Source organism: Micromonospora palomenae, assembly GCF_007829925.1.
Taxonomy (GTDB): domain Bacteria; phylum Actinomycetota; class Actinomycetes; order Mycobacteriales; family Micromonosporaceae; genus Micromonospora; species Micromonospora purpureochromogenes.
The window spans coordinates 120,321-145,887 of record NZ_VIXA01000003.1; the positions used below are offsets into that span (position 1 = coordinate 120,321).

Sequence of the window (25,567 nt, forward strand, 5' to 3'; positions counted from 1 at the left end):
AACAGTGGTCATGCGTAGCAGCCCCCTGCCGAGGATGAGTCGGCGCGGACGCGTCACCATCGGTGTCCTGGTCGGGGTGTTCGTGCTCTTCACCCTGCTCGGCTGGGGTGTCCAAGCCTGGACGGACTGGCTCTGGTTCGAAGAGGTCCGCTACACCCAGGTCTTCACCGGGGTGCTGGTCACCCGGCTGCTGCTCTTCCTCACCATCGGGGTGGGGTTGGGGCTCTTCGTGGCCGGCAACCTCTGGTTGGCGTACCGGCTGCGACCGGCGCTGCGGCCGCACTCGCTGGAGCAGGCCACCCTGGAGCGCTACCGGATGCTGCTCACGCCCCGGATCGGCACCTGGATCAGCGTGACCGCGGTCGTGCTCGGGCTCTTCGCGGGCCTCTCCGCGCAGAGCCGGTGGAACCAGTGGCTGCTCTTCCGCAACGGCGGCGACTTCGGCGTCAAGGACCCGGAGTTCGGCGTCGACGTCGGCTTCTACGTCTTCCAGCTGCCCTTCTGGCGCTACCTGCTCGGCGTCGGCTTCACCGCGGTGGTGCTGGCGCTGCTCGGCGCGCTGGCCGTGCACTACATCTTCGGCGGGGTGCGGCTGCAGGGCGTCGGCGACCGGATGACCAACGCCGCGCGGGCCCACCTCACCACGCTGGTCGCCGTCTTCGTGCTGCTCAAGGCCGTCGCGTACGTGCTGGACCGGCGGGCGATGCTGCTGGAGTACAACGAGGGCGCCAAGCTCTACGGCGCCGGCTACGCCGACGTCAACGCGCTGCTGCCGGCCAAGGAGATCCTGGCGTACATCTCGGTGGTGGTGGCGATCGCCATCATCGTCTTCTCCAACGCGGTGATGCGGAACCTGGTCTGGCCGGGCATCGCGCTGGCCCTGCTCGGCGTCTCCGCCGTCGCGATCGGCGGCATCTACCCGTGGGCGGTGCAGACCTTCGAGGTCAAGCCGAGCGCCCGGGACAAGGAGGCGCCGTACATCGAACGCAGCATCGGGGCCACCCGGGCCGCGTTCGGGTTGGGCGACACGAAGACCACCGGGTACGCGGCGAACAATCTCACCCCGCCGGCGAACCTGGCCACCGACACCTCGGTGGTGCCGAACGTCCGGCTGCTCGACCCGCAACTGGTCTCCGAGACGTACACGCAGCTCCAGCAGGTCCGCGGCTTCTACGACTTCGGGCCGAAGCTCGACATCGACCGGTACTCGGTGGCGAACAAGACCTCCGACTACGTGGTCGGCGTCCGCGAGATCAACTACAACGAGCTGACCGACCAGCAGAACAACTGGATCAACCGGCACACCGTCTACACCCACGGGTACGGCCTCGTCGCGGCCCCGGCCAACCAGGTCGTCTGCGGCGGCCAGCCGTACTTCGTCTCCGGCTTCCTCGGTGAGAAGGCGCAGGAGGCGTGCTCCTCGCAGGCCGAGCAGATCCCGGCCACCCAGCCGCGGATCTACTACGGCGAGCGGATGGAGGAGAACGACTACGCGATCGTCGGGCAGGCCGACGAGACCCGCAACGCCGAGTTCGACCGGCCCACCCCGACCACCGGCGGCGAGCAGTACTACACCTACACCGGTGAGGGCGGCGTCGACATCGGCTCGTTCACCCGTCGGCTGCTCTACGCCATCAAGGAGCAGGAGTCGAACTTCCTGCTCTCCGAGGCGGTCAACGACAACTCGCGGCTGCTGTACGTGCGCAACCCGCGGGACCGGGTGGAGAAGGTCGCCCCCTTCCTCACCCTCGACGGCGACCCGTACCCGGCGGTGGTGGGCGGCCGGATCCAGTGGATCGTCGACGGCTACACCACCGCGGCGACCTACCCGTACGCCGAGCGGGTCAACCTGCAGACCGAGACCGCCGACGAGCTGACCAACCGGGGCACGTTCCAGCTAGCCCGGGAGAACGTCAACTACATGCGCAACTCGGTGAAGGCCACCGTCGACGCGTACGACGGCACGGTGCGGCTCTACGAGTTCGACGAGACCGACCCCGTGCTCAAGGCCTGGAACAAGGCGTTCGGCGGGGACCTGGTGCTGCCGAAGAACGCCATCCCGGCGGAGCTGGCCGAGCACTTCCGCTACCCGGCCGACATGTTCAAGGTGCAGCGGAACCTGCTCACCAAGTTCCACGTGACCGACCCCGGTGACTTCTACTCCGGCCAGGACTTCTGGCAGGTGCCGAACGTGCCGGACGCGCCGGACAGCGGGCAGAAGCAGCCGCCGTACTACCTGTTCACCCAGTTCCCCGGGCAGCAGGGGCCGCGCTTCCAGATCACCGCGGCGGTCACCCCGAACGGGCGGCAGAACCTCGCCGCGCTGATCTCCGGGTCGTACGTCGACGGTCAGCCCAAGCTGGAGGTGTGGGAGCTGCCGGACCAGACCCGGGTCTCCGGGCCGGTCCAGGTGCACCAGCAGATGACCAACAACGCCAACATCCGGCAGCAGCTCAACCTGCTCTCCTCCAACCAGGCCCAGGTGCATTACGGCAACCTGCTGTCGCTGCCGTTCGGTGACGGGATGCTCTACGTCGAGCCGGTCTACGTGAAGAGCAACCAGCAGGACGCGTACCCGCTGCTGCAGAAGGTGCTGCTCTCCTACGGCGACGGCGGCTCCTACGTGGCGCTGGCCGACAACCTCACCGACGGCATCAAGCAGCTTGTCGACCAGGGCAAGCGGGCCGGGCAGGGCACCACGCCGCCGCCCGGCGGGACTCCGCCGCCACCCGGCGGGACCCCGCCGCCGCCCCCGGGCGGCGCCAACCCGCCGCCGCTCACCGGTGAGCTGGCCGCCGCGGCGGAGCGGGTGCAGACGGCGATCGTCGAAGTCAAGGCCGCGCAGACGTCCGGCGACTTCGAGCGGTACGGCCGGGCGCTCAAGGCGCTGGACGAGGCGATGACCGCCTTCCAGCAGGCGCAGCAGGCCGCCGGGCCGGCGCCGACGCCGAGCGGCAGCCCGTCGGCGCCGTCACCGACGCCGAGCGGCTGAGCCGCAGCGCGATCCGACGAGCCCGCGACCCGAGGACCTGCCGGTCCTCCGGTCGCGGGCTTGTCGCTTTTCCGACCCGATGCCTGCAACCGAGCGGCCCCGTCCACCGTCTTGTCAGCAGGTGGGGGAAACGGGGAGACGTGGTGTGAGCATGAGGGACGCGCAGAGCTTTGACGAGTTCTACCGGAGCACGTCCGGGCGGACACTCCGGTACGGCCACGCGGTGGCGGGTGACCACGGCGAGGCGCAGGACCTCGTGCAGGAGGCGTACGCCCGGGCCTGGCGGCAGTGGGGCAGCCTGGCCACCCACCCGGCGCCGGAGGCGTGGCTGCGGCTGGTGGTCAGCCGACTGGCCACCGACCGGTTCCGCCGGCTGCGCGGCTGGCGCACGGCGGTGAGCCGCACCGGCTTACCCGAGGACGTACGGCCACCGGGCGAGGACACCGTCCTGCTGGTCGCTGCCCTGCGGCAGTTGCCGGCGAACCAACGGCAGGCGCTGGCCCTGCACTACCTGTTCGACATGCCGGTGGAGGAGATCGCCCGCGAGACGGGGGTGCCCACCGGCACCGTGAAGTCCTGGCTGTCCCGGGGCAGGACGAGGCTGGCCGAGCTGCTGCCCGGCGTCGCGTCCGAGAAGCTGGAGGTCAACGATGTCGCGTGAACTGACCGGTTTCTACCGTTCGCTCGCCGAGGACACCGACCCACGCGGCCTGGCGGCGCCCGACATGGTGCGCCGGTACGCCGACCGCCGGGCGCGGACCCGGGCGGCGCTGGGGGTGCTGACCGCGGCGGCGCTGGTCGGCGGGACGGCCGTCGGCGCCCAGTTCGTCCTCACCGCCGGCCCGGCCACCCGGGTCGGGCCGCCCGCCGACACCCCGGCCCCGCCCTCGCCTGTGCCGTCGGACCCGACGCCCACCCCGTCGGCGACCTCGCCCGGCCCGAGCAGGTCGGCGTCGCAGCAACCGCCGTCGACGTCGTCGACCCGCGTCCCGCCGCCCGCCCGGACGCCGACCTCGATTCCCGACTCGGCCTTCTTCGCCCTGGCGGCGGCGAACGACACCGGTGCGGGAGCGAGGTTCGGCGAGGGTCAGGTGCTGCCCGCCCTCTGCGGCGCGGAGCCGGGCGCGTCGCGGACGGTGCGGCAGCGGGTCCGGACGGTGCCGTTCAAGCTGGCCGGGGCGCCGGAGGGGAGCATCCCGGACGGCCTCTACCAGCACAGCATCACCATCTACCGCGACGGTGCGGCGGCCGACGCACTCGACGAACTGCGGGACGCGGTGCGCGAATGTCCCCAGCAGCAGCTCGGCGACGTGATCCGCCGACAGAAGCTCCTGCCCAGCAGCGGCTACGGGGAGGAGTCGGTGCTGTTCGAGGTGCGCGGGCCCTACCAGGTCCCCGACGGCGGTCCGACCGGCGAAGTGGTCCACCTGGTCCGGGCCATCCGGATCGGCTCCGTGGTGACGGTGCTCTGGGACCAGGGCTGGGAGGGTAGTTCCACCCCGAAGTCGCAGCTCGACGCGGACAGCCGGCGGGCGGTGACGGCGATCCGCGACTGGTTGCGCTGACTGCGTTCCGGGCCCGTTTTGCGGGTCGGGCACCCCGTACGCTACGGTTATCGAGCCGACGCGGGGTGGAGCAGCTCGGTAGCTCGCTGGGCTCATAACCCAGAGGTCGCAGGTTCAAATCCTGTCCCCGCTACCACGACGAACGGCCCGAGGATCTGATCCTCGGGCCGTTCGCCTTTTCCACACCCGAGCGGGCGCCCGGCCGCCGATTCGGGACCCGGCTGATCTCGGTCCCGGGGATGCGCTAGGCTTATGGAGCCGACGCGGGGTGGAGCAGCTCGGTAGCTCGCTGGGCTCATAACCCAGAGGTCGCAGGTTCAAATCCTGTCCCCGCTACTCGTTCGAAGGCCCCGGAGCCCTGCTCCGGGGCCTTCGCCGTTTCCGCCCGCCGGGGGTTTCCATCCGTCCGGCGTGCCCCGCTTGCCCGCCTCGGTCAGGATGGGGGCATGGCATCTTGGAACAGGTGGTGGGGCCGGCTGAGCGCGGTCCTCGGTGCGGTCGTGCTCTCGGTCTTCGTACCGGTCGCGGCCTGGGCGTCCACGGGTCAGGGCGAGCTGGTGGTGGAGGCGGCACGGCGTAGGGGCCGGGGCGGTGGCGGCATCCTGGGCCTGCTCTGCTGCCTCGTCGTGGTGGGGTTGATCGTGTACCTGGTGCTGCGGCTGATGCGCAACCGCCGCAACCGTCCGCCGAGCTGATCGGGTCGGCTCCGGCCGGCAGACGCCGGCCGGGGTCACTCGGCCAGCGCCCCCTGCGCCTGCGCCATGAACTTCGACGTCGTGGCCCGCGCCCCCACCCGCCCCGACCGGACGTCCTGGGCCGCCGCCGTGAGCAGCGCGCGCACCCGGGCGTGCCCCCGGGGCGGTGGGGCCGGGGCGGGCCCGACCAGGTCGTTGAGGGCGGTGCCGAGGGTGGCGACGCGCTTGACCACCGGATCGTCGGACGCCTGGATGACGGCCTGCCGCACGGCCAGGTCGGCGGGCAGCCCGCGGTCGGTGCCGAGGATCCGGCCCACCTCGACGTTGGTGGTGAGGAAGGTGACGACGTCGGCCACCACGCCGGGGTGCCGGGTGCCGTGGAAGCCGGCCCAGAACATCGAGGCCAGGTCCCACTGGGCGGCCGGCGGCCCGGGGAAGGCGGCCAGCCCCAACTCGTCGTCGGTGTAGCGCTGGAGTTCGGGAAGCTGGTGCGACCAGGCGAACGAGGCGGCGGTGTGCCCGGTCACCACGAGCTGTCGGGCCGGTTCGCCGCCGTCGGCCCGGTCCACCAGCGCGGCGGCCGGGGTCGCCCGTTCGTTGCGGGCCCGCTGCCAGAGCTCGAACCAGTCGACCAGGGCCGCCGAGCCGAAGCCGAGTTGCCGCCCCTGGTAGAACTTGCCGCCCTGGCCGCGCAGCCAGAGCCAGAGCGCCCGGTGGTCGCCGGACGGGTCCATGGTGCCGGCCACCCGCCCGCCGCTGGCCTGGGTGACCCGCGCGGCCCAGGCCAGGTAGTCGGCCCACGGCATGATCGTCGGGGCGGGCACCCCGAGCCGGCGCAGCAGGTCCTTGTTGTAGACCACGGCGGCGTGCGTCTGCGCGGCGGGGACGCCGTACAGCCGGCCGTCCACCCGGCCGTAGTCGGCCAGCCCGGGCGGCAGGCCGCCGAGGTCGAGCCGGCCGTCCGCGGCGTACGGGCTGAGGTCCAGGGCGATGCCGCGCTGCGCGTACTCGGTCAGCACGGTGTCGTCGACCTGGAACAGGTCCGGCACGTTGCCGCCGCCGGCCTGGGTGGCGAGCCGGTCGTAGTAGCCGCCGGCGGCCTGCCAGGTGACCCGGAAGGTGACCCGGGGGTTGCGCGAGGAGTAGAGCCGCAGCGCCCGCTCGGTGGCCTCCGCGCGCCGGGTGTTGCCCCACCAGAAGACCGACAACTCGATCGGCCCGTTCTCGTCGACCGGGGCGGCTGGGCCGTCGCTGCACCCGGCGAGGCCGCCGGTGGCGAGCGCCGGCACGGCCAGCAGCGCGCCGAGCAGCCGCCGCCGGTCCGGGTCGGCGCCGGGCCGGGGGCGCGGAGGGCGGGCAGCGGGCACGGGGGGCTCCTGGTGCGCGGCGGTGCGGGCCGGACCATTCACGCAGGCGGTGCGCCCGGGTGTCAACGCCGGGCGGCCGGCGGCGGCGGGGACGGTCGCTCGGGCGCTGACCGACATCGATACGCGCCGAGCCGCCCCGGGCCTTCCGGCTGCGGGACGGCCGGTGGCCGCACCGGGCGTCCCGACGTCGTCTGATGTACTAGGGCGCGTGGAACTTCTGCACTCGGGCAAGGTCAGGGACGTCTACGCCGACGGCGACGACCTGATCCTGGTCGCCTCCGACCGCATCTCGATCTACGACGTGGTGCTGCCGACGCCGATCCCGGACAAGGGTCGACTGCTCACCGCCCTCTCCGTCTGGTGGTTCGAGCAGCTCGCCGACCTGGTGCCGAACCACGTCATCTCGACCACCGACGTGCCCGCCGAGTTCGCCGGCCGGGCGATCCGCTGCCGGCGGCTGGAGATGGTCCCGGTGGAGTGCGTCGCCCGCGGCTACCTGACCGGCGGTGGCCTGAAGGAGTACCAGCGCACCGGCGCCGTCTCCGGCGTGGCGCTGCCGCGCGGCCTGGTCGAGGCGTCGATCCTGCCCGAGCCGATCTTCACCCCGTCGACGAAGGCGCCGGTGGGGGAGCACGACGAGCCGATCACCTTCGCCGAGGTGGTGGACAAGGTCGGCGCGGAGACCGCCGAGCGGCTGCGCCAGATCACCGTCGACGTCTACCGCCGCGGCGCGGAGCTGGCCGCCGACCGGGGCATCCTGGTCGCCGACACCAAGCTCGAACTGGGCTGGACGCCGGACGGCACGCTGATGCTCGGCGACGAGCTGCTGACCTCCGACTCGTCCCGGTTCTGGCCCGCCGAGTCGTACCAGCCGGGCCGCGTGCAGTTCTCCTACGACAAGCAGTACGTCCGGGACTGGGCGACCGACAGCGGCTGGGACAAGCAGGGCCCGGCCCCCGAGGTGCCGGCCGAGGTGGTCGAGGCGACCCGGGCCCGCTACGTCGACGTCTACGAGAGGCTCACCGGCAACCGCTGGGCGTAGTCACTCGACCCGGTCGAGGGTCGCCACCGCCTCGCGTCACCGCCGCAGCTCGCGCTCCCGGTGCGCGAGAGACAACGCGCCGTCGCCCACGCGTCGTCCGGCCGGCGGCCGTCCGTACGATCTGGACCGTGCGTGACATCGCCGTGTTCAGCGGAACCGCCCATCCCGAACTCGCCGCCGAGATCTGTGCCCACCTCGACGTCCCGTTGCACCCGGTGCGGGTCTCCCGGTTCGCCAACGACTGCCTGGAGGTGCAGTTGCAGGCGAACTGCCGGGAGCGCGACGTCTTCCTGATCCAGCCGCTGGTGCCGCCGGTCCAGGAGCACCTGGTCGAGCTGCTGCTCATGATCGACGCGGCCCGGGGCGCGTCCGCCGGCCGGATCACCGTGGTGCTGCCGCACTACGCGTACGCCCGCTCGGACAAGAAGGACGCCCCGCGCATCTCGATCGGCGGGCGGCTCGTCGCCGACCTGCTCACCTCGGCCGGGGCGCACCGGGTGCTGGCGATGACCCTGCACTCGCCGCAGGTGCACGGCTTCTTCAGCGTCCCCGTCGACCACCTGCACGCGCTGCGCGAGCTGGCCGCCCACTTCCGGCGCTACGACCTGACCGACACCGTGGTGGTCTCGCCGGACCTGGGCAACGCCAAGGAGGCCGCCGCCTTCGCCCGGATGCTCGGCACGCCGGTGGCGGCCGGGGCGAAGCAGCGGTTCAGCGACGACCGGGTCGAGATCAGTACGGTGATCGGCGACGTGGCCGGCCGGGACGTCATCGTCCTCGACGACGAGATCGCCAAGGGCAGCACGGTGATCGAGCTGATGGCTCACCTGCGCGAGCGGAAGGTGCGCTCGATCCGGCTGGCCTGCACACACGGGCTCTTCTCCAGCGGCGCGCTGGAGCGGCTGAGCGGGGAGGACGGGGTGCTGGAGATCGTCTGCACCAACACGGTCCCGATCCCGGCGGAGAAGCGGGTGCCGAAGCTGGAGATCCTCTCGGTGGCGCCCGCGTTGGCCGAGGCGATGCGGCGGATCCACAACGGCGAGTCGGTCAGCGCGCTTTTCGGCTGAGTAGGGCGGCCGGGTCAGTCGCCGGCCGGGCCGCCCGCGCGGCGCAGCGCCCGGGTCAGGGCGCTGATCCGTACCGTGGTGCCGGCCGGGCTGGTCTCGACCTCCATGGCGTCGCTCAGCTCCCGGGCCAGCCAGAGCCCCCACCCGCCGGCGGTGTCCGGCGCCGGGCGGCTGTGGTCGCCGAGCCGCTGCGCGCTGATTCCCGCGCCGTGGTCGGAGACCTCGCAGACCAGCTCGTCGGCCCGCCGCCACAGCCGCAGCCAGCCCCGGCCGCCGCCGTGCCGGACCGCGTTGCTGATCAGCTCGTTGACGGCGAGGACGAAGTCGTCCAGCCGCTGGCCGTTCAGCCCCGAGGCGTGCGCGCAGGAGGTGACCGAGTGTCGCAGCTCGGTCACCTGGGCCTGCTCGAAGGCCTCGGCGATGAGAACGGAAGATTCGATGGGCACAACCGTACGCGGCGGGGGCGGATCTGCGTTCGTCATGGCCCTGTCCCGACAGCCGGTCTCGGAGTTTCGCGGCATTTCCACCGTACGTCAGGGTTCTTCGTACCGCGACCGGCGGCGCCGCCGAGCCGGTCGGCGGCTGTGGCATCGTGACGGCCATGCCGTCACCGCCGGGTGGTCTCGAGGTGCCGCTGTGGCGTTCCATCGCCGTCTTCCGCTTCGCCGCCCTGGGGTACGTCTGCCTGCTGGTGCTCCGCGACGCCGACCGGTACGCCCACCCGCTCGCCGCCGGCGCCGTCCTGCTGGCGATGCTGGCCTGGTCCGGGGCGACCGCCGCCGGCTACGCCCGGCCGGCGAACCGGCACTGGCCGCTGCTCCTGGCCGACCTGGGCGTCGTACTCGTCGTCCTCGCCGTCTCCCCGTGGGTGGTCGGCCGTCCGGCGCTGGCCGCCGGTGTGCCGACCCTGGCCGTGGTCTGGCTGGCCGGCCCGGTGCTGGCCTGGGCGGTCTCCGGCGGGCGGCGACGCGGCGCGGTCGCGGCGCTGGCGCTCGGCGCGGCGGACCTGGCCAGCCGGGGACGGATCGGCCCCTCCTCGCTCACCGGGGTGATCCTGCTGCTGCTCGCCGGGGTGATCGTCGGGCACGTCGCGCGGCTGGCGGTGACCGCCGAGGAACGGCTGCACCGGGCGGTGCAGCTGGAGGCGGCCACCCGGGAGCGGGAGCGGCTGGCCCGGGGCATCCACGACTCGGTGCTCCAGGTGCTGGCCCTGGTGCAGCGGCGCGGTGCCCACCTCGACGGCGAGGCCGGTGAGCTGGCCCGGCTCGCCGGCGAGCAGGAGGCGGCGCTGCGCGCCCTGATCGCCGGGGTCGACCCGGCGCCCGCCGCCGCCGACGAGCCGACCGGGACCCTCGACCTGCGCGCCCTGCTCGGCCGGTACGCCTCGGCGACGGTCTCCGTCTCCGCCCCGGCCACCCCGGTCCCGCTGCCCGCCCCGGTGGCCCGGGAACTGGCCGCCGCCACCGCGGCGGCGCTGGACAACGTGCGGCGGCACGCCGACGGGCGCGCCTGGGTGCTGGTCGAGGACGAGGGGGAGACGGTGACGGTGTCAGTGCGCGACGCCGGCCCGGGCATCCCGGAGGGCCGGCTGGTCGAGGCGGCCCGGCAGGGGCGGTTGGGCATGAGCCAGTCGATCCGGGGTCGGATCGCCGACCTCGGCGGCGAGGTGCGGATCGTCTCCGCGCCGGGGGAGGGCACCGAGGTGGAGCTGGTGGTACCGAGGGAGGACGGGTGACCGGGATACGCGTGATGGTGGTCGACGACCACCCGATGTGGCGGGAGGGGGTGGCCCGCGACCTCACCGAGGCCGGCCACCGGGTGGTGGCGACCAGTGGTGAGGGGCGGCAGGCGGTCCGGGTGGCCGCCGCGGCCCGGCCCGACGTGGTGGTGCTCGACCTCCAGCTGCCCGACATCTCCGGAGTCGAGGTGATCCGGGGCCTGCGGGCCGTGCTGCCCGAGGTGCGGGTGCTGATGCTGTCGGCCAGCGGCGAGCAGCAGAGCGTCCTGGACGCGGTGAAGGCCGGCGCCACCGGCTACCTGGTGAAGTCCGCCGCGCCGGCCGAGTTCCTGGACGCGGTGCGCCGTACCGCCGCCGGGGAGCCGGTCTTCACGCCCGGCCTGGCGGGACTGGTCCTCGGTGAGTACCGCCGGCTGGCCGGCGCCACCGACGGCGGGGCCCGGTCGGGCCGGGACGACGCGGCACCCCGGCTCACCGAGCGGGAGACCGAGGTGCTGCGTCTGGTCGCCAAAGGGCTGTCGTACCGGCAGATCGCCGAGCGGCTGGGGCTCTCGCACCGCACCGTGCAGAACCACGTCCAGAACACGCTGGGCAAGCTCCAGTTGCACAACCGGGTCGAGCTGACCCGCTACGCGATCGAGCGCGGGCTCGACGACTGAGAGGCTGTCGGGGTCAGTGCGACTCCGGCGGCCGGGTCTCGTGGATCGCCAGCTCCTCGGCGGTGGCCCCGCCGCCGGCCGAGCCCGCGTCGTAGGCGACCGAGTCGGTCTCCTGGTCGGTGTGCGCCCCCTCGTCTGGTTCGACCAGCCGGCCCACCTGCGAGTCGGCGATGGTGCCCAGCTTGCCGTGGTCGTAGATGGAGACCGGGGAGTGCGGGTCCGAGGTGGGACCGGGGTTCATCACGTCGGCGTCGAGCTGCGCCTCGGCGGCGGCCTGGTCGCTGTCCGCCTCGGCGGCGATGTCCGGGTCGACCGGGCCGGCCAGCGGGTCGTCGGCGGGGCGCTCGTACTGCTCCCGCTGGAGCTTGTAGTCCAGCGACTCCCCGTCGAGCTGCTCCTCGGCGGTGGTGCCGAAGCTGTCGACCGCGACCGGTGTGCGGTCGCCGGGCAGCTGGGCCGGCTCCGGGCCGTCGGCCTCGCGGCCGGTGAGGACGTCGTCGTTGGCGGTGGAGTCGTCGTCGGCGGTCTGCGGCAGACCCTCCGCCTCAGGGTCGGAGAGGGGGGTCGGGTACTCGTCGTCGCGCATGACTGATCACTACCCACTGCCATGCCCGGGGTAACCGGAGCCGGGTCCCGCAATCGGGACGAAAAGGGAGAAGTCAGCCCTGGCGCGCGGCTTCGTCCTCGGCGTGGAGCACGCACCAGACCACCTTGCCGTTCGGCACCGGGGTGCTGCCCCAGCGGCGGGCCACCGTGTCGATCAGCAGCAGGCCGCGGCCGCCGGTCGAGGTCAGCGGAGCCAGACCGGCGTACGCGGGCTGGCGGGGGGAGTGGTCGCGGACCGCGACGTGCAGCGCACTGTCGCGCGGCGCGAGGCGGACCGTCATCGGCGTCCGCGCGTGGGCCACCACGTTGTTGACCATCTCGGTCACCGCGATGGACGCCGGCTCGGCCAGCTGCGGCACACCCCAGCGGGCGCAGCCGTCGGCGATCATCGCCCGGGCCTGCCGGGCGGCCCCCACCGTGGGCGCCAGGTCCGCGGCGAGCACCGCCGCCATCGGGGTACGGGCCAGCGCGGCGGTCGCCTCGTCGGCGGTCGCGTACACCGGCAGCCCGGTCGCGTCGGCGCCGGTGACCGTGCCGGCCGGGTCGAGCACCAGCAGATCGGCGGCGGGCCAGTCGGTGACCGCGCGGCGGACCTCGGCGAGCAGGCGCGCGGCGCTGCCGTCGGTGGAACGGAGCCTGGCCACGTCGACCACGATCGGGCCGGGCCGGTCGCTCAGTCGCGCCAGCAGGGCGTCGCGGACCGGGTCGGCGGCGGTGGGCTCCAGCACGCCGCTCAGCCGCACGGTCGCGGACGACTCGTCCGCCTCCACCAGGCATCGCGCGTCCGTCGGCATGATCGTCCCATTGTGCATGCCGGCGGCCGGACGCGCACCCGGCCGCTCCGTGCCGGTCATCGCCGTTCCGCCCGGGAGCGGCGGGTCATCGCGGCCATCGTGCCGACCGCGGTGCCGGCGGCGGCCAGCCCGAACGCGGCGGTCACCCGGACCACCTGCCGGCGTCGGCCGTGCCAGCCGCCCTCGCGCTGCGCCTCGGCGTCGGCGCGGAAGACGTTGCCGGTGCTGTCCGCCGCGCCCGACGGCCCGAACTGCGTCCGGTGGGCGTACCAGCCGAGGACCCGCTCGGCCAGCGCCGGCGCGAGCCGCCACTGCAGGCCGATCAGCCGGGCCGCGCCGCCGGCGTACGCCTCCCGGCGGGGGCGGCGCAGCAGCCGGACGATGGTCTCGGCCACCATCTCGGGTGGGTACACCGGCGGCGGCGGGACCAGCTCGCGCCCGGTGTGGTTGCCGGCGTGCCGGAAGAACGGGGTGTCGATGGTGGCCGGCAGCACGGTGCAGATCGAGATGTTGCCCCGGCCGGTGACCCGCAGCTCCTGCCGGACCGTGTCGGCCAGCCCGCGGATGCCGTGCTTGGTGGCGTTGTACGCCGACTGGTAGGGCATCGCCACCTCGGCCAGCACCGAGGCGTTGTTGACCACGACCCCGCCGCCGGAGAGGCTCAGCCAGGGCAGCGCGGCACGGATGCCGTAGGCGGCGCCCAGCAGGTTGACCTCCAGCACCCGGCGGAACTCCGACACCGGGATCTCGTCGAAGAGCCCGACCGCGCTGACCGCCGCGTTGTTCACCCAGCCGTCGATCCGGCCGTACTCGGCTGCGGCGCGGGCGGCGAGTTCCTCGACCGCCACCGGGTCGGTCACGTCGGTGGGCACCGCCAGCGCCCGCCCGCCCAGCTCCCGGCAGCGCCGGGCGACGTCCTCCAGGGCGGGCTCGCTGCGGGCGGCGAGGACGATGTCCGCGCCCCGGCGGGCCAGCGCGTAGGCCGTGGCGGTACCGATGCCGCTGGAGGCGCCGGTGACCACCACGACGGCGTCCGAGAGACTGCGGGTTAGCGGCATTCTTCGTCGGTACCCCGACCGGAGTGGGTCATGCGGCCGGGTGGGCACGGATCGGCACCGGGGCGGGCGGCCGCCAGGGCGGCCGGCGTGAGCCCGGGGCCGAGGGCTGGGGCGGCCGCGTGAGCCAGGTCGACACGACGGCGTGTCGCAGGTCGTACGGGGTGCGGGCCAGCGGTGAGGCTTGCACCCCGGGCGCGAACGTTGCCGATCGCGCTCACCGCGCCGTTTGCCGGACAGTGCGGGATACCGGACATATAGTCCACATCAGGACGAAAGCATAAATTTCACCGGAAGATCGATGACCATGGCCTATACCGCGTACGTCTTCGAGTACGTATATTCCGGCACCAATATGGGCGTCTACCTGCACGGCTTTCCCACGGACACGGCAGTCACCTACTCGGCCCGACCGGTGCGCGTGGTTGGGGCTGGCGCCCCGATTGGCGTCCAACTCACAGTCGGTCCCGTTTACCCGCATGTCGACGGCACGCTGGCCCGCGTGGCGGACATCACGGGCGTCTGGCACGACCACATCGGCAACCCGCCCTGGTCCTTCGTCATGCTCGACGCCATCGAGGAGGCAGTCGCATGAGAGGCGAATCCGAGATCGAGTACCACGTCTGGCACACGCCGGAAGGCGAAATACGCGGTGTCGGCCGTGTCGCGCCCGGCGCGCCGTCGAACCTGGGTGCCATCCCGCTCACCCCAGAGCACCCCGGCCTGCGGGTGACAACCATCACCATGCGTGAGGTGGAGGATCCGACCTACTTCGAACGTGTACTGCTCCAGGAGGGCCGGTTCGTCGACCGGGAAGACCGGACCACCGGTAGGTGAGCCGCCCGGCGATCTGGGTGGGGTTCGGTCGCGCAGTTGGGGGCAGTTCGGGGTTTGGACAGTTGTCAATGCCAGTCTCGACCTTGAACAGCACCCCCTTGCTGCCCCGGGCATCGCCCGGGGCAGCACCTGGTGCGCGGCTTCAAGGCACGCTCGCAGCGCACCGTGGGCCGAGCAGCGATCCCGGCATGCCGGGCCTTCCGGACACCCGGCTGAACCATGGCGTAAACCGATCACCCCGGAAGGCCCGGTACGGGCCTCCGTTCGCCCGAACACACGCGCCGCGAAGGCGCGTGGGACCTGCGGAAAGTCTGGTGGCGGGGGCCTGTCGGCGGCTCGCTGGCCGGGTGCCCGCAGCGGCCGGCCGGGAGCGTTCCGACTGCTCCCGATCTGCCAGGTTTCGGCTCGCCGGGGCCGGGTTAATGGGACCCTCTGACCGGAGGACCATCCCTCACGAATCGCATGGAGGTGACCATGCGCGTCGGCCTCGTCTGCGCGCACGCCGGCTCGGCCCGGCATGCGGACGCCCCCGCCGTCGGCACCCACGAGCACATCGCCCGGGTCGCCGCTGAGCTGGCCGGGCGCGGCCACGACGTACGGGTCTACGAGCGCCGGGACGACCCCGCCCTGCCGGAGGTCGTCGAGGTGGACGGCTACCGCCTCGAACGGGTGCCCGTCGGGCCGGCCAGGATCACGCCCACCGCCGAGCTGGTGCCGTACGTGTCGGAGTTCGGGCGGTGGCTGGCCGACCGCTGGGCCGCGGAGTGGACCCCCGAGGTGGTGCACGGGCACTACTGGATCGGCGGCCTGGCCGCCGCCCACGCGGTACGCGAGACGGACATCCCGGTCGTGCAGACCTTCCACTCCCTCGGCGTCGAGCAGCTGCGCCACCTCGGCCAGCAGTACGACGGCCCGGGGGAGCGGATCCCGCTGGAGCGGGCGTTGACCCGGGCGGTGGACATCGCGGTCGCCCAGTGCAACGACGAGGTGGACGAACTGACCCGGATGGGCCTGCAACGCACGTCGGTGGCGATGGTCCCCGCCGGGGTGGACATCGAGCGGTTCCACCCCGACGGCGAGGCGGCCCCCCGCGACCAGCGGGCCCGCATCCTCTCCGTCGGCGGGCTGTCGCCCGGCCACGGCCAGGAGGACCTGATCCGGGCGATGCGCCTGGTGGGCGACGCCGAGCTGGTCATCGCCGGCGGCCCGCCGCCCGAGGAGCTGGCCACCCACGCCGAGGCCCGCCGGCTGCGCGAGCTGGCCGAGCGGACCGGGGTCGCCGACCAGGTGAAGCTGGTTGGGGCGGTACCGCACGATCAGATGGCCACCTGGTACCGCTCGGCCGACGTGGTCGCCTGCACCCCGCACTACTCCTCCGCCGGCCGGGTGTCGCTGGAGGCGATGGCCTGCGGCGTACCGGTGGTCGGGTACGCGATGGGCGGCATCGCCGACGCCGTGGTCGACGAGGTCACCGGGCGGCTGGTGCCCCCGGGCGACGTCCGCACGCTGGGCGTGACGCTGCGCCGGCTGCTGGCCGACAACGCCGGGCGGTTCGCGTACGGGCACGCGGCGGTGGACCGGGTGCGGTGCAGCTACACCTGGGAGCGCACCGCCAGCGCCCTGGAGCGGCTCTACGAGCGGGTGGTGCTCCGGCGCAAGCCGGTCGAGGCCTGACCGCTCGTCTACAGCGGTGGCCGGCCGGAGCCGGCGCCGACCGCGATCCGTTCCCGTCGCCGGACGACGGCATGGTGGTGCTGTGGTTCGGCGTACCGGGTGAGCCCGATGACCGCGGCGAGGGTGACCAGGAAGCCGACCGCGGCCAGCCACTCCCGGCCCGGCCAGATCCGGTCGTTGAGCAGCAGCAGGCCGACGATCGCGGCGGGCACCGCCCCGGCGGCGTCCATCGCGGCGACGGCGGCCGTGGTGGAGCCGCGCTGCATCGCCAGCCCGAGCAGCAGCTGCCCGACCAACGAGTGGGCGATGAGCAGGTAGAGCAGCGGGTCCTGGACGAACGCCTCGGCCGTCGGCGCGGAGGCCAGCGGGCGGGCGGCCACCGCGGCGGCGGAGAACGCCATCCCGGCCAGCGAGCCGAGCGCCACCGACCCGGGCGGCCCGTGCAGGCGGACGGCGAAGAAGCCGAGCACCCCGATGCCGCCCAGCGCCACGGCGAGGGCGACCAGGCCGGCGGTGCCGAGGGACTTCGACGGCGCCGGCTGGGCGGAGAGCACCAGCGCGGTGATCCCGCCGAAGAGCAGCACCAGCAGGGCCACCTCCGCCTTCGGCAGCCGCCACTTGAGCACCACCACGCCCAGCACGGCGGTGACCCCCAGCCCGGCGGCCACGCTGGCCTGCACCAGGAACAGCGGCAGGTCCCGGCGGGCCAGGAAGGCCAGCACGAACCCGATCACCTGGCAGAGCAGACCGACCAGGTAGGTGCGGTGCACGGCCAGCTTCAGCAGCAGCCCCGGATCGAAGGTGTGGTGCACGGTCGTCCGGGCGGCGGCGACCGACTGCAACATGTTGGCGAAGCCGTACGCGACGATCATGGCCGCGAGGAAGCACCAACCGGAGGACACCACCTGGCGAGGATAGAGGGTACCCGGGGGTCAGCGCGCGGTTGGCCGACCCAGCCGGGCGAGGATGTCGGCGTGCAGCAGGCCGTTGCTGGCCACCGCGCTGTGCTCCCCGGAACCATCCCCAGCAGGGACTCCACGGCCGGACAGATCGGTGAACACGCCCCCGGCCTCGGTCACCACCGGCACCAGCGCGGCGACGTCCCAGAGCGACAACTCGGGCTCCACCATGACGTCCAGTGCACCCTCGGCCAGCAGCATGTAACCGTAGAAGTCGCCGTACGCGCGGCTGCGCCAGGTGTCCCGCATGAGCTGGAGCATCGCGTCCAGCCGGCCCGCCTCCTCCCAGCCGCTGAGCGAGGAGTAGCAGAAGCTCGCGTCGGCCAGGTCGCCGACGGCGGAGACCCGGATCGGCGTGCCGGAGGCGGCGTCCGGCCCGGCGTACGCGCCCTCGCCGAGCGCGCCCCACCAGCGGCGGCCCAGCGCCGGGGCGGAGACGAGCCCGACCACGGGACGGTCCCCCTCCAGCAGCGCGATCAGGGTGGCCCAGACCGGCACGCCCCGGACGAAGTTCTTGGTGCCGTCGATCGGGTCGACCACCCAGCGCCGGCCCCCCGGCCCGGCGGCCGGCTGCTCGCCGTACTCCTCGCCGAGCAGGCCGTCGCCGGGGCGCCGGTCGGCCAGCAGCGCGCGGATCTCCCGCTCCACGGCGGTGTCCGCGTCGGAGACCGGGGTGAGGTCCGGCTTGGCCTCGACCCGCAGGTCGAGCGCGCGGAAGCGGGCCGAGGAGATGGCGTCGGCGGCGTCCGCGAGCTGGTGGGCGAGGGCGATGTCGTCGGCGTACCCGGTCATGGGCGCAACGGTAGCCACGCCCGGTTCAGGACCCGGCGAGCGGGTCGCCCGGATTCCGCTGGTCGGCCTCGCCGCGCGCGTCACCCTCCCCGGACCGGGAGGACAACAGCCGACGGTACGACGCCAGCCGGCGCGGGTCGGCCTTGCCGGCGGCCACCCAGGCGTCCAGCGCGCAGTCCGGCGCGTCGGCGGTGTGCGGGCAGTTCGGCGGGCAGTCCACCGTCGCCTCGACCAGGTCGGCGAAGCCGTGCAGCAGGCTCTCCGCCGAGACGTGGGCGAGCCCGAAGCTGCGTACCCCGGGAGTGTCGATGATCCAGCCCGGGTCGCCGTCGACGCCCGGCGCGGGCGGCAGCCGCAGCGCCACGGCGCTGGTGGAGGTGTGCCGGCCCCGGCCGATCGCGCTGACCACGCCGACGGCCCGGGCGGCCTCCGGCACCAGGCGGTTGACCAGCGTCGACTTGCCCACCCCGGAGTGACCGACCATGACCGAGACCCGGCCGGCGAGCAGCGCCCGCAGCGCGTCGAGGTCGGAGTCCGGGCGGACCAGCACGTACGGCAGTTCCAGCTCGGTGTAGTAGCCGAGCACCTGCTCGGGCCCGGCCAGGTCGGCCTTGGTCAGGCAGAGCAGCGGCTCGATGCCCGCGTCGTACGCGGCCACCAGGCAGCGGTCGATGAAGCCGGTGCGCGGCGGCGGGTCGGCCAGCGCGCTGACGATCACCAGCTGGTCGGCGTTGGCGACCACGACCCGTTCCAGCCGCCCCTCGGCGGTGGTCGCGTCGTCCTCGGCGGTCCGCCGCAGCACCGAGCGCCGCTCGGCGATCCGGACGATCCGGGCCAGCGCGCCGGCCGCCCCGGAGGTGTCCCCGACCAGGCCCACCCGGTCGCCGACCACCACCGACTTGCGCCCCAGCTCCCGGGCCCGCATTGCGGTCACCGTGTCGTCGGCGTCGGCGCCGGCCAGCACGCAGGTGTAGCGGCCCCGGTCGACGGCGATCACGAAGCCGTCGACCGCGTCGGCGTGCCGGGGTCGGGTGCGGGTGCGTGGACGCGAGGATTTTCCGGGCCGGACCCGTACGTCGTCCTCGTCGTACTCCCGCCGTCTGGTCGCCAGGACCGCCCCCTCTACGCCTCAGCTCTTGCCGGTCACCATTGCCGACCATAGTGCCGGGAACTCGGGCATGGTCTTGGAGGTACACGCCACGTCGTCCACCTCGATGCCGGGGACGGCCAGCCCGGCCACCGCGGCGGCGTGCGCCATCCGGTGGTCGGCGTAGGTGCGGAAGGTGCCGCCGCGCAGCGGGCGGGGCCGGATCTCCAGCCCGTCGGAGGACTCGGTCAGGTCGGCGCCGAGCGAGCTGAACTCGCGGGCCAGGGCGGCGATCCGGTCGGTCTCGTGGCCGCGGATGTGCGCGATGCCGGTGAACCGGGACGGGGAGTCGGCCAGCATGGCCAGCGCGGTCAGCGCCGGGGTCAGCTCGCTGACGTCGGAGAGGTCGGCCTCCAGGCCGTGCACCGTGCCGGTGCCGCGCACGGTCAGCCCGGCGGTGCCGAGCGTCACCTCGCCGCCCATCCGGTGCAGCAGCGAGCGGAGCTGCTCGACCGGCTGCGCGCTGCTGCGCGGCCAGCCCTGCAACGTCACCTCACCGCCGGTGACCAGCGCGGCGGCGAAGAACGGGACCGCGCCGGAGAGGTCCGGCTCGATCTCCCAGCCGCGCCCGGCCAACGGGCCGGGCTCGACCACCCAGACGTCCGGAACGCTGTCGTCGACCGCGGCGCCGGCCGCCCGCAGCATCTGCACGGTCATCCGCAGGTGCGGGGCGGAGGGGACGGGCGGGCCCTGGTGACGCACCACCACGCCCCGGTCGAAGCGCGCGCCGGCGAGCAGCAGGCCGGAGACGAGCTGGCTGGAGGCGGAGGCGTCGATCACCACCTCGCCGCCGGTCACCCGGCCGGTGCCCTGCACCGTCAGCGGCAGGCTGCCGGCGGCCGGGGCCTCGACGCGTACGCCGAGCGAGCGCAGCGCGCCGATCAGCGGGCCGAGCGGGCGGACCCGGGCCTGCGGGTCGCCGTCGAAGGTGACCCGTCCCTCGGCCAGGCCGGCGACCGGCGGCGCGAAACGCATCACCGTGCCGGCCAGCCCGACGTCGACGTGGGCCGGGCCGACCAGCCGGTGCGGCCGGACCAGCCAGCGCTCGTCGTCGGAGATCGACATGTGCGCGCCCATCGCCCGCAGCCCGCCGGCCATCAGCTCGGTGTCCCGCGCGCGCAGCGGCCCATGCAGGGTCGACGGACCGCTGGCCAGGGCGCTGAGCACCAGCGCCCGGGCGGTCATCGACTTGGAACCGGGCAGGCGCAGCGTCGCGGCAACCGGATCGCTGGCGGTAGGTGCGGTCCACGGCTGCGGCGGCCGGGTCGCGGTCGGATTCCCCACGGTTACATTCTGCCAAGCTCGCCGGCCCGTGGAGCCGGCCGTCGGTCCTACTCCCGGTTGGCGGGACAGCCGGGAAGCCGGCGGGGCGTTAGCGTGTGCGCCATGTGCGGGAGGTACGCCACGACCCGGAGCGCCGGTGACCTGAGCGCGCTGTTCGAGTCGTACGACGACACCGACGGCCGGCTCGGGCCCGACCACAACGTCGCGCCGACCGACCCGGTGCCGGTCGTGCGGATGGACGCCGAGGCCGGGCGGGTGCTGTCGGCCGGGCGCTGGGGCCTGGTGCCGCACTGGTCCCGCTCGGCGGCCGGCGCCGCCCGCATGATCAACGCCCGGGTCGAGACGGTCGCCACCAGCCGCGCGTACGCCGACCCGTTCGCCCGCCGGCGCTGCCTGGTCCCCGCCGACGGCTGGTACGAGTGGGTGCGCCGCCCCGCCGGCGGCAAGCAGCCCTACTACATGACCCCCCGCGACGGCTCGGTGCTGGCGTTCGCCGGCATCTGGTCGCGCTGGGAGTCGCTGCTCACCTTCAGCGTGCTCACCACCGCCGCGGTGGGGGAGCTGGCCGAGGTGCACGACCGGATGCCGCTGCTGCTGCCCGCCGACCGCTGGGCGGCCTGGCTCGGGCCGGCCGACGACCCGGCCACGCTGCTCGCTCCGCCGCCGGTCGACTGGCTCGCCGGTCTGGAGATCCGGCCGGTGGGTCCGGCGGTCGGCGACGTGCGCAACGACGGGCCGGGGTTGATCGAGCGGGTGCCGCTGCCCGAGGAGCGGGTCGAGGGGGAAATGACGCTTTTCTGAACGCGATTCGCGACATTGTCGCGTACGAATTGCCAGAGTTCCGGGCGAAATTTCGCTCGGATCTTCAGTCATCTTTGTGCACAGCCCCTTGTCTCCGCGTCCACGGGTGCGATAGAACACAGCGCCGGCACTGGGAGCGTCTTCGCGCGGTGCGAACGATGCCCGTCGATCTTGCCGGTCCCACGGGGGAGGTGGGTGTGATGACCCGGGCGCGTATGCCCCGACCGCACGAGGTGGCCGCCGCACGACGAGATCCGCGACTGTTGCGGGCGTTGCGCGAACGCCGCCAGGACGAGGCCTGGCGGACCAGAGGGACCTGCCAGAGCGTCGATCCGGAAACATTCTTTCCGGCGCCCAACGAGCCGGCCGACGCCGCCGTCGCGCTCTGCCGCAGTTGCGACGTGCAGGGCTCGTGCCTGGCCTGGGCGCTGGAGGTCGGCGACTGCCACGGTGTCTGGGGCGGCACCACGCCGCGCGAGCGACGGGCCATGCTGGTCGCCTGGCGCAGCGAGGTGCAGCCGGATCCGGACGCCGCGGACGACGCCGGCCCGCCGGTGCGCGACCGCCTGCTCACGCTGGTGCCGCTGAGCTGAGCCGGCACCCGCCCGCCACGGCACCGCTCGTCGACTGAGCCGGCCGGGACGACCCCACGGTCGGGGGTCCCGGCCGGCCTGGTCGCCGTGCCCGGCGGCCCGGCGGCGCAGAATGGCCCGGTGCGCGACGAGATCGACACTCCACGGGGCCCGGCCCGGGTCGAGGCCGACCTGCCGGCCGGCCCGCCGGTCGCCCTGCTCGTGCTCGGGCACGGGGCGGGCGGCGACGTGGACGCCCCCGACCTGCTCGCGGTCCGGGACGCGGCCGTCGGCGCGGGGGTGGCGGTCGCGCGGGTGACCCAGCCGTACCGGGTGGCCGGGCGGCGGGCGCCGGCACCGGCCGGGCACCTCGACGAGGCGTGGACGGCGGTGGTCGCCGGGCTGCGTACCGGGCACCCGGACGTGCCGCTGCTGGTCGGCGGGCGGTCCAGCGGTGCCCGGGTGGCCTGCCGTACCGCGGCGGCCGTGGGCGCGGCCGGGGTGGTCGCGCTGGCCTTCCCGCTGCACCCGCCGGGCCGGCCGGAGCGGTCCCGCGCGGCCGAGCTGCTGACCGGGCTGCCCACCCTGGTGGTCAACGGCGACCGCGATCCCTTCGGCGTGCCCGACGCCGACACCTCGGTCCGCGTGGTCGTCCGCCCCGGTGAGCGTCATGACCTGCGCAAGGACCCGACCGCCGTGGCCACGGCCGTGGTCGCCTGGCTCCGCGAGCGGGGCTGGGCGCTGCCCTGAGCCACGCCGGGTAGCCGTCCATCACTGTCGGTGAGCTGCCTGGGGCGGGATGCGACCACGAGCGTGATACCCCAGCGGTATCCCGTAGCCGCCGCGAGCGTGACCGGCGCGGCGCAGGGTCGTTGCATCGGATGGTGCCGGCCGCCCGATTTGGGCGAACGGCACCATCCCTCCCAGGCCCTTCCTGGTCCCAGCGTCGGCCTCCGCCGAGGCCGGGACCAGGAACGGGGGCGGCCGGCGGAATGTCCGGACCCCGACCGGGCGTTACCACCACCGGAGCGACACATCTGGCGAGGGGGGTGACCGGTGCCGACCGAGACACGGAGCCGGGAACGGGACGAACGGGAAGCGCGGCAGCTCCGGCAGCTGCTGGGCGGACCGGACTGGCCCGCGACGGTGGGCGGCACGGCGGTGGTGAGAGCGGGCACACCCGGCGGAACCGAATCTGCCGGCAGGTCCGTACGCGTATCCTCGGCGGGGAAGCATCCGACGCGAGGGGATGTGCGGTTGACCACCGAAAAGACGGACGAGCGCAGGGCCCGCTTCGAGCGGGACGCGATGCCCTTCGTCGACCAGCTCTACGCTGCCGGGTTGCGGATGACACGCAACCCCGCGGATGCCGAGGACCTGGTCCAGGAGACGTACCTGAAGGCGTACGCCGCCTTCCACCAGTTCGAGCAGGGCACGAACCTGAAGGCCTGGCTCTACCGGATCCTGACCAACACCTACATCAACTCCTACCGCAAGCGGCAGCGCCAGCCCATCCAGGCGCCCACCGACGAGATCACCGACTGGCAGCTCGCCGAGGCCGAGTCGCACACCTCCAGCGGCCTGCGGTCGGCCGAGACCGAGGCGCTGGACCGGCTGCCGGACAGCGACGTCAAGGAGGCCCTCCAGCAGCTGCCGGAGGAGTTCCGCCTGGCGGTCTACCTGACCGACGTCGAGGGGTTCTCCTACAAGGAGGTCGCCGACATCATGGGTACGCCGATCGGCACCGTGATGTCCCGGCTGCACCGGGGTCGACGTAATCTGCGGAAGCTGCTCGAGCGCTACGCCGCAGAGCGTGGTTTCAGCTCCGCGCAGTCCTCGAAGGGCTCGACCGCCGCTGCCGGCCGGGAGGTGTGACGTGAGCTGTGGAGAGCCGCACGAGACGGACTGCCGTGAGGTGCTCGCGGAGGTCTACCTCTACCTCGACCTGGAGTGCGGGGAGGAACGGCGCACGCTGATCCGCCACCACCTCGACGAGTGCGGGCCGTGCCTGCGCGAGTTCGGCATCGAGCAGGAGGTGAAGGCGCTCGTCGCCCGCTGCTGCGGCAACGAGACCGCCCCCGACGAGCTGCGTGAGCGGCTGCGGGTCCGCCTGACCGAGCTGGTGGTCTTCGAGACGACCGAGTCGCGCGAACTGGCCGACTGAACGTACGCGGAACACGACGGTGGCCCGGGTCGATCCGACCCGGGCCACCGGTCTGTCCGGCCCCGACGGGCCGGCGGAGCTGATCGCGACGGCGGCTGCCCGCCGGGCGGGATCAGGAGTTGGGGCGCTTGCCGTGGTTCGCGCCGCTCTTCTTACGGGCCTTCTTCTTGCGGGCCTTCTTCGCCATAGTGAACCTCCTCGTGATGGTCGGATCCCTGCTGCGGCGACCCTCGGCGCCGGTGCACGCACCGGTCCTCCCGGCGCCAGGGTCCGACCCGCTGATGCTAGTGCGGCCGGTACCCGCCATCGTCCGCCGGGGCAGGGAGAGCGCGCGGCGTTTCCGGTCGTGGACGTGGCGCCGCCCGCTCCCGGCCCATCGCGTGCCGCCGCATGATTGGATACGTCGGCAGGCAATCGCGAGAGGGAGGGCCGGGAAATGGCCGAGGAGATCCGTGCCGAGATGGTGGCCAACGTCTGGAAGGTCGTCGCGTCGGCCGGGGACACCGTGTCCGAGGGGGACACGCTCGTGATCCTGGAGTCGATGAAGATGGAGATCCCCGTCGTCGCCGAGTCCGACGGTGTGGTCAAGCAGCTCGCCGTCAACGAGGGCGACGTCGTGCAGGACGGTGACCTGATCGCGGTGATCGATTGACCGGCCTGCTGGTCCGCCCGGCGACCTCGGCCGACTTCGCCGCGGTCGCCCGGCTGACGGTGGCCGCGTACGAGGCGGACGGGCAGCTCAAGGGCGAGCACGGGTACGCCGAGGTGCTCGCCGACGTGACGCACCGGGCGACCCACGGCGAGGTGCTGGTGGCCGTGGACGAGGCGACCGGCGAGGTGCTCGGCTCGGTGACCTTCGTGCTGCCCGGCAGCCCGTACGCGGAGCTCTCCGGCCCCGGCGAGGCGGAGTTCCGCATGCTCGCCGTGGACCCGGCGGCCCAGGGCCGGGGTGCCGGGGCGGCGCTGGCCCGGGCCTGCGTCGACCGGGCCGCCGCGCTGGGCTGCGCAGCGGTGGTGATCTGCGTACGCGGTGGGTTCGCCGCGTCGGCGCATCGGCTCTACGAGCGGATGGGCTTCGTCCGGCTGCGCGAGAAGGACTGGTCGCCGGTGCCCGGGGTGGACCTGCTGGGCCTGCGGCTGGCGCTGACCGGTCAGTCCTGAGCCGGGTCCGCCTCCGGCTCACCGATCCCGGCGAGCAGCTCGTCGGCGACCTCCAGCGCGATCCTCTTGCGCTCCTGGTCGGTGATGTGCGGGGCGCGTACGGCGAACCAGCTGCTGTGCACCGCGAAGAGGGTCAGGGTCGCGCGCAGCTGCGCGGCGGGTGACTTGTCGCCCTGGCACAGCTGGTCGGCGAGGCCCAGCATCCGCTCGCGCATCTGCATGCCGGCGGAGAGGCTCTTCAGCACGGTCTGGTTCTGCTCGAAGAACCGCATCACCGAGGGCTGCTCGCTGGCGAACATCATGTCGGCGTACATGTTCAGCAGCGCCCGCCGGGTGGCCCGGGTGGGCGGCTGTGACCGGGCCCAGGCGATCAGCTCGTCGATCCGCCGCACGCGGTCCTCGACCAGGCTGTTGACGATCTCGTCCTTGCTCTTGAAGTGGTAGTACAGCGCCGCCTTGGTGACGTTGAGCCGCTCGGCGATCTCGCGCAGCGAGGTCCGCTCGTACCCCTGCTCGGTGAAGAGCTCCAGCGCGACGGCCTGGATGCGCTCACGCGTGCCGCCTGTGCTCTCCCTCACCTGCACCACCCAACCCGC

The 25,567-nt window shown here is 73.6% G+C and carries 29 protein-coding genes and 2 tRNA genes; 20 read left to right on the top strand and 11 right to left on the bottom strand.

Going from position 1 to position 25,567, the window contains the following annotated elements:
- Positions 1 to 10 precede the first annotated feature (10 nt).
- The 6 genes from FHX75_RS21470 (at position 11) to FHX75_RS21495 (ending at position 5,252) form a co-directional block, all read left to right on the top strand.
- Entirely contained in the window at positions 11 to 2,992 is a 2,982-nt protein-coding gene (locus FHX75_RS21470) for a UPF0182 family membrane protein (RefSeq protein ID WP_211364537.1), read from the top strand.
- Positions 2,993 to 3,143: 151 nt separating this feature from the next.
- Positions 3,144 to 3,653 (top strand): SigE family RNA polymerase sigma factor, encoded by a 510-nt coding sequence (locus tag FHX75_RS21475; protein ID WP_154942158.1) that lies wholly within the window; start codon positions 3,144 to 3,146, stop codon positions 3,651 to 3,653.
- Positions 3,643 to 4,557, top strand: a complete 915-nt coding sequence (locus FHX75_RS21480) for a superantigen-like protein SSL4 (protein WP_154942159.1) — start codon at positions 3,643 to 3,645, stop codon at positions 4,555 to 4,557. The genes FHX75_RS21475 and FHX75_RS21480 overlap by 11 nt, the downstream gene beginning before the upstream one ends.
- 59 nt (positions 4,558 to 4,616) lie before the next feature.
- Positions 4,617 to 4,693 (top strand) — tRNA-Met (locus tag FHX75_RS21485).
- A 126-nt stretch (positions 4,694 to 4,819) separates the two neighbouring features.
- Positions 4,820 to 4,893, top strand: a tRNA-Met gene (locus tag FHX75_RS21490).
- Positions 4,894 to 5,003: 110 nt separating this feature from the next.
- Positions 5,004 to 5,252, top strand: coding sequence for a hypothetical protein (locus FHX75_RS21495; protein WP_154942160.1), 249 nt, complete (start codon positions 5,004 to 5,006; stop codon positions 5,250 to 5,252).
- 35 nt (positions 5,253 to 5,287) lie between these two features.
- Here the strand turns inward: FHX75_RS21495 and FHX75_RS21500 are convergent, their stop codons facing one another.
- Positions 5,288 to 6,619 (bottom strand): ABC transporter substrate-binding protein, encoded by a 1,332-nt coding sequence (locus FHX75_RS21500; RefSeq protein ID WP_246158432.1) that lies wholly within the window; start codon positions 6,617 to 6,619, stop codon positions 5,288 to 5,290.
- Between the two features lie 208 nt (positions 6,620 to 6,827).
- On the opposite strand from FHX75_RS21500, the gene FHX75_RS21505 reads away from it, so the two are divergent.
- Positions 6,828 to 7,661 carry a phosphoribosylaminoimidazolesuccinocarboxamide synthase gene (locus FHX75_RS21505; RefSeq protein ID WP_154942162.1) on the top strand — a complete coding sequence of 278 codons (834 nt, stop codon included), beginning with the start codon at positions 6,828 to 6,830 and terminating at the stop codon, positions 7,659 to 7,661.
- Between the two features lie 128 nt (positions 7,662 to 7,789).
- Positions 7,790 to 8,728, top strand: coding sequence for a ribose-phosphate diphosphokinase (locus FHX75_RS21510; protein ID WP_154942163.1), 939 nt, complete (start codon positions 7,790 to 7,792; stop codon positions 8,726 to 8,728).
- Between the two features lie 14 nt (positions 8,729 to 8,742).
- Here FHX75_RS21510 and FHX75_RS21515 read toward each other — a convergent pair whose 3' ends face one another.
- Positions 8,743 to 9,210 (bottom strand): ATP-binding protein, encoded by a 468-nt coding sequence (locus FHX75_RS21515; protein ID WP_154942164.1) that lies wholly within the window; start codon positions 9,208 to 9,210, stop codon positions 8,743 to 8,745.
- A 119-nt stretch (positions 9,211 to 9,329) separates the two neighbouring features.
- On the opposite strand from FHX75_RS21515, the gene macS reads away from it, so the two are divergent.
- Together macS and FHX75_RS21525 are read left to right on the top strand one after the other, a co-directional pair.
- Positions 9,330 to 10,463, top strand: a complete 1,134-nt coding sequence (gene macS, locus FHX75_RS21520; protein WP_154942165.1) for a MacS family sensor histidine kinase — start codon at positions 9,330 to 9,332, stop codon at positions 10,461 to 10,463.
- Positions 10,464 to 10,477: 14 nt separating this feature from the next.
- Positions 10,478 to 11,125 carry a response regulator gene (locus FHX75_RS21525; protein ID WP_154942700.1) on the top strand — a complete coding sequence of 216 codons (648 nt, stop codon included), beginning with the start codon at positions 10,478 to 10,480 and terminating at the stop codon, positions 11,123 to 11,125.
- Between the two features lie 13 nt (positions 11,126 to 11,138).
- Here FHX75_RS21525 and FHX75_RS21530 read toward each other — a convergent pair whose 3' ends face one another.
- The 3 genes from FHX75_RS21530 to FHX75_RS21540 all read right to left on the bottom strand — a co-directional run bounded on the left by FHX75_RS21530 (position 11,139) and on the right by FHX75_RS21540 (position 13,583).
- On the bottom strand, positions 11,139 to 11,711 hold the full coding sequence (locus FHX75_RS21530; RefSeq protein WP_154942166.1) for a DUF5709 domain-containing protein: 573 nt from the start codon (positions 11,709 to 11,711) through the stop codon (positions 11,139 to 11,141).
- A gap of 73 nt (positions 11,712 to 11,784) precedes the next feature.
- Positions 11,785 to 12,525: an ATP-binding protein gene (locus FHX75_RS21535; protein WP_246158435.1), complete on the bottom strand. Its 741-nt coding sequence runs from the start codon at positions 12,523 to 12,525 to the stop codon at positions 11,785 to 11,787.
- Between the two features lie 56 nt (positions 12,526 to 12,581).
- Positions 12,582 to 13,583: an SDR family oxidoreductase gene (locus FHX75_RS21540; RefSeq protein WP_154942168.1), complete on the bottom strand. Its 1,002-nt coding sequence runs from the start codon at positions 13,581 to 13,583 to the stop codon at positions 12,582 to 12,584.
- Between the two features lie 298 nt (positions 13,584 to 13,881).
- Between FHX75_RS21540 and FHX75_RS30915 the strand changes: the two genes are divergently transcribed.
- From FHX75_RS30915 to FHX75_RS21555, 3 genes are all read left to right on the top strand, one after another.
- On the top strand, positions 13,882 to 14,175 hold the full coding sequence (locus tag FHX75_RS30915; protein WP_170285431.1) for a hypothetical protein: 294 nt from the start codon (positions 13,882 to 13,884) through the stop codon (positions 14,173 to 14,175).
- On the top strand, positions 14,172 to 14,417 hold the full coding sequence (locus tag FHX75_RS21550; protein ID WP_154942169.1) for a hypothetical protein: 246 nt from the start codon (positions 14,172 to 14,174) through the stop codon (positions 14,415 to 14,417). The genes FHX75_RS30915 and FHX75_RS21550 overlap by 4 nt, the downstream gene beginning before the upstream one ends.
- A gap of 474 nt (positions 14,418 to 14,891) precedes the next feature.
- Entirely contained in the window at positions 14,892 to 16,091 is a 1,200-nt protein-coding gene (locus FHX75_RS21555) for a glycosyltransferase (RefSeq protein WP_154942170.1), read from the top strand.
- An 8-nt stretch (positions 16,092 to 16,099) separates the two neighbouring features.
- On the opposite strand, the gene FHX75_RS21560 is transcribed toward FHX75_RS21555, so the two are convergent.
- From FHX75_RS21560 to aroA, 4 genes are read right to left on the bottom strand one after another with little or no spacing between them, the layout of a single operon-like run.
- A complete protein-coding gene (locus FHX75_RS21560) occupies positions 16,100 to 16,963 on the bottom strand; it encodes a hypothetical protein (protein WP_211364564.1) in 864 nt (287 codons plus the stop codon).
- Between the two features lie 60 nt (positions 16,964 to 17,023).
- Positions 17,024 to 17,842 (bottom strand): histidinol-phosphatase, encoded by an 819-nt coding sequence (hisN, locus tag FHX75_RS21565; protein WP_154942172.1) that lies wholly within the window; start codon positions 17,840 to 17,842, stop codon positions 17,024 to 17,026.
- Between the two features lie 25 nt (positions 17,843 to 17,867).
- Complete coding sequence (gene rsgA, locus FHX75_RS21570; protein WP_246158533.1) at positions 17,868 to 18,953, bottom strand: ribosome small subunit-dependent GTPase A; 1,086 nt, start codon at positions 18,951 to 18,953, stop codon at positions 17,868 to 17,870.
- Between the two features lie 18 nt (positions 18,954 to 18,971).
- Positions 18,972 to 20,273 carry a 3-phosphoshikimate 1-carboxyvinyltransferase gene (gene aroA, locus FHX75_RS21575; protein WP_154942173.1) on the bottom strand — a complete coding sequence of 434 codons (1,302 nt, stop codon included), beginning with the start codon at positions 20,271 to 20,273 and terminating at the stop codon, positions 18,972 to 18,974.
- Between the two features lie 102 nt (positions 20,274 to 20,375).
- Between aroA and FHX75_RS21580 the strand changes: the two genes are divergently transcribed.
- From FHX75_RS21580 to rsrA, 5 genes are all read left to right on the top strand, one after another.
- Entirely contained in the window at positions 20,376 to 21,074 is a 699-nt protein-coding gene (locus FHX75_RS21580; RefSeq protein ID WP_154942174.1) for an SOS response-associated peptidase, read from the top strand.
- A gap of 200 nt (positions 21,075 to 21,274) precedes the next feature.
- On the top strand, positions 21,275 to 21,667 hold the full coding sequence (locus FHX75_RS21585) for a WhiB family transcriptional regulator (RefSeq protein WP_088979381.1): 393 nt from the start codon (positions 21,275 to 21,277) through the stop codon (positions 21,665 to 21,667).
- Positions 21,668 to 21,787: 120 nt separating this feature from the next.
- A complete protein-coding gene (locus FHX75_RS21590; RefSeq protein WP_154942175.1) occupies positions 21,788 to 22,396 on the top strand; it encodes an alpha/beta hydrolase family protein in 609 nt (202 codons plus the stop codon).
- 306 nt (positions 22,397 to 22,702) lie between these two features.
- Positions 22,703 to 23,521 (top strand): sigma-70 family RNA polymerase sigma factor, encoded by an 819-nt coding sequence (locus FHX75_RS21595; protein WP_154942176.1) that lies wholly within the window; start codon positions 22,703 to 22,705, stop codon positions 23,519 to 23,521.
- Position 23,522: 1 nt separating this feature from the next.
- The gene (rsrA, locus tag FHX75_RS21600; RefSeq protein ID WP_154942177.1) at positions 23,523 to 23,810 is read left to right on the top strand and encodes a mycothiol system anti-sigma-R factor; all 288 of its coding nucleotides are present in this window, start codon (positions 23,523 to 23,525) and stop codon (positions 23,808 to 23,810) included.
- A 112-nt stretch (positions 23,811 to 23,922) separates the two neighbouring features.
- Here rsrA and FHX75_RS32280 read toward each other — a convergent pair whose 3' ends face one another.
- Positions 23,923 to 23,997 (bottom strand): 50S ribosomal protein bL37, encoded by a 75-nt coding sequence (locus FHX75_RS32280; protein WP_369700219.1) that lies wholly within the window; start codon positions 23,995 to 23,997, stop codon positions 23,923 to 23,925.
- Between the two features lie 249 nt (positions 23,998 to 24,246).
- On the opposite strand from FHX75_RS32280, the gene FHX75_RS21610 reads away from it, so the two are divergent.
- On the top strand, positions 24,247 to 24,462 hold the full coding sequence (locus tag FHX75_RS21610; RefSeq protein ID WP_088973021.1) for a biotin/lipoyl-binding carrier protein: 216 nt from the start codon (positions 24,247 to 24,249) through the stop codon (positions 24,460 to 24,462).
- Complete coding sequence (locus tag FHX75_RS21615; RefSeq protein WP_154942179.1) at positions 24,459 to 24,971, top strand: GNAT family N-acetyltransferase; 513 nt, start codon at positions 24,459 to 24,461, stop codon at positions 24,969 to 24,971. The genes FHX75_RS21610 and FHX75_RS21615 overlap by 4 nt, the downstream gene beginning before the upstream one ends.
- On the opposite strand, the gene FHX75_RS21620 is transcribed toward FHX75_RS21615, so the two are convergent.
- Positions 24,962 to 25,555, bottom strand: coding sequence for a TetR/AcrR family transcriptional regulator (locus FHX75_RS21620; RefSeq protein ID WP_211364565.1), 594 nt, complete (start codon positions 25,553 to 25,555; stop codon positions 24,962 to 24,964). The genes FHX75_RS21615 and FHX75_RS21620 overlap by 10 nt on opposite strands.
- Positions 25,556 to 25,567 lie beyond the last annotated feature (12 nt).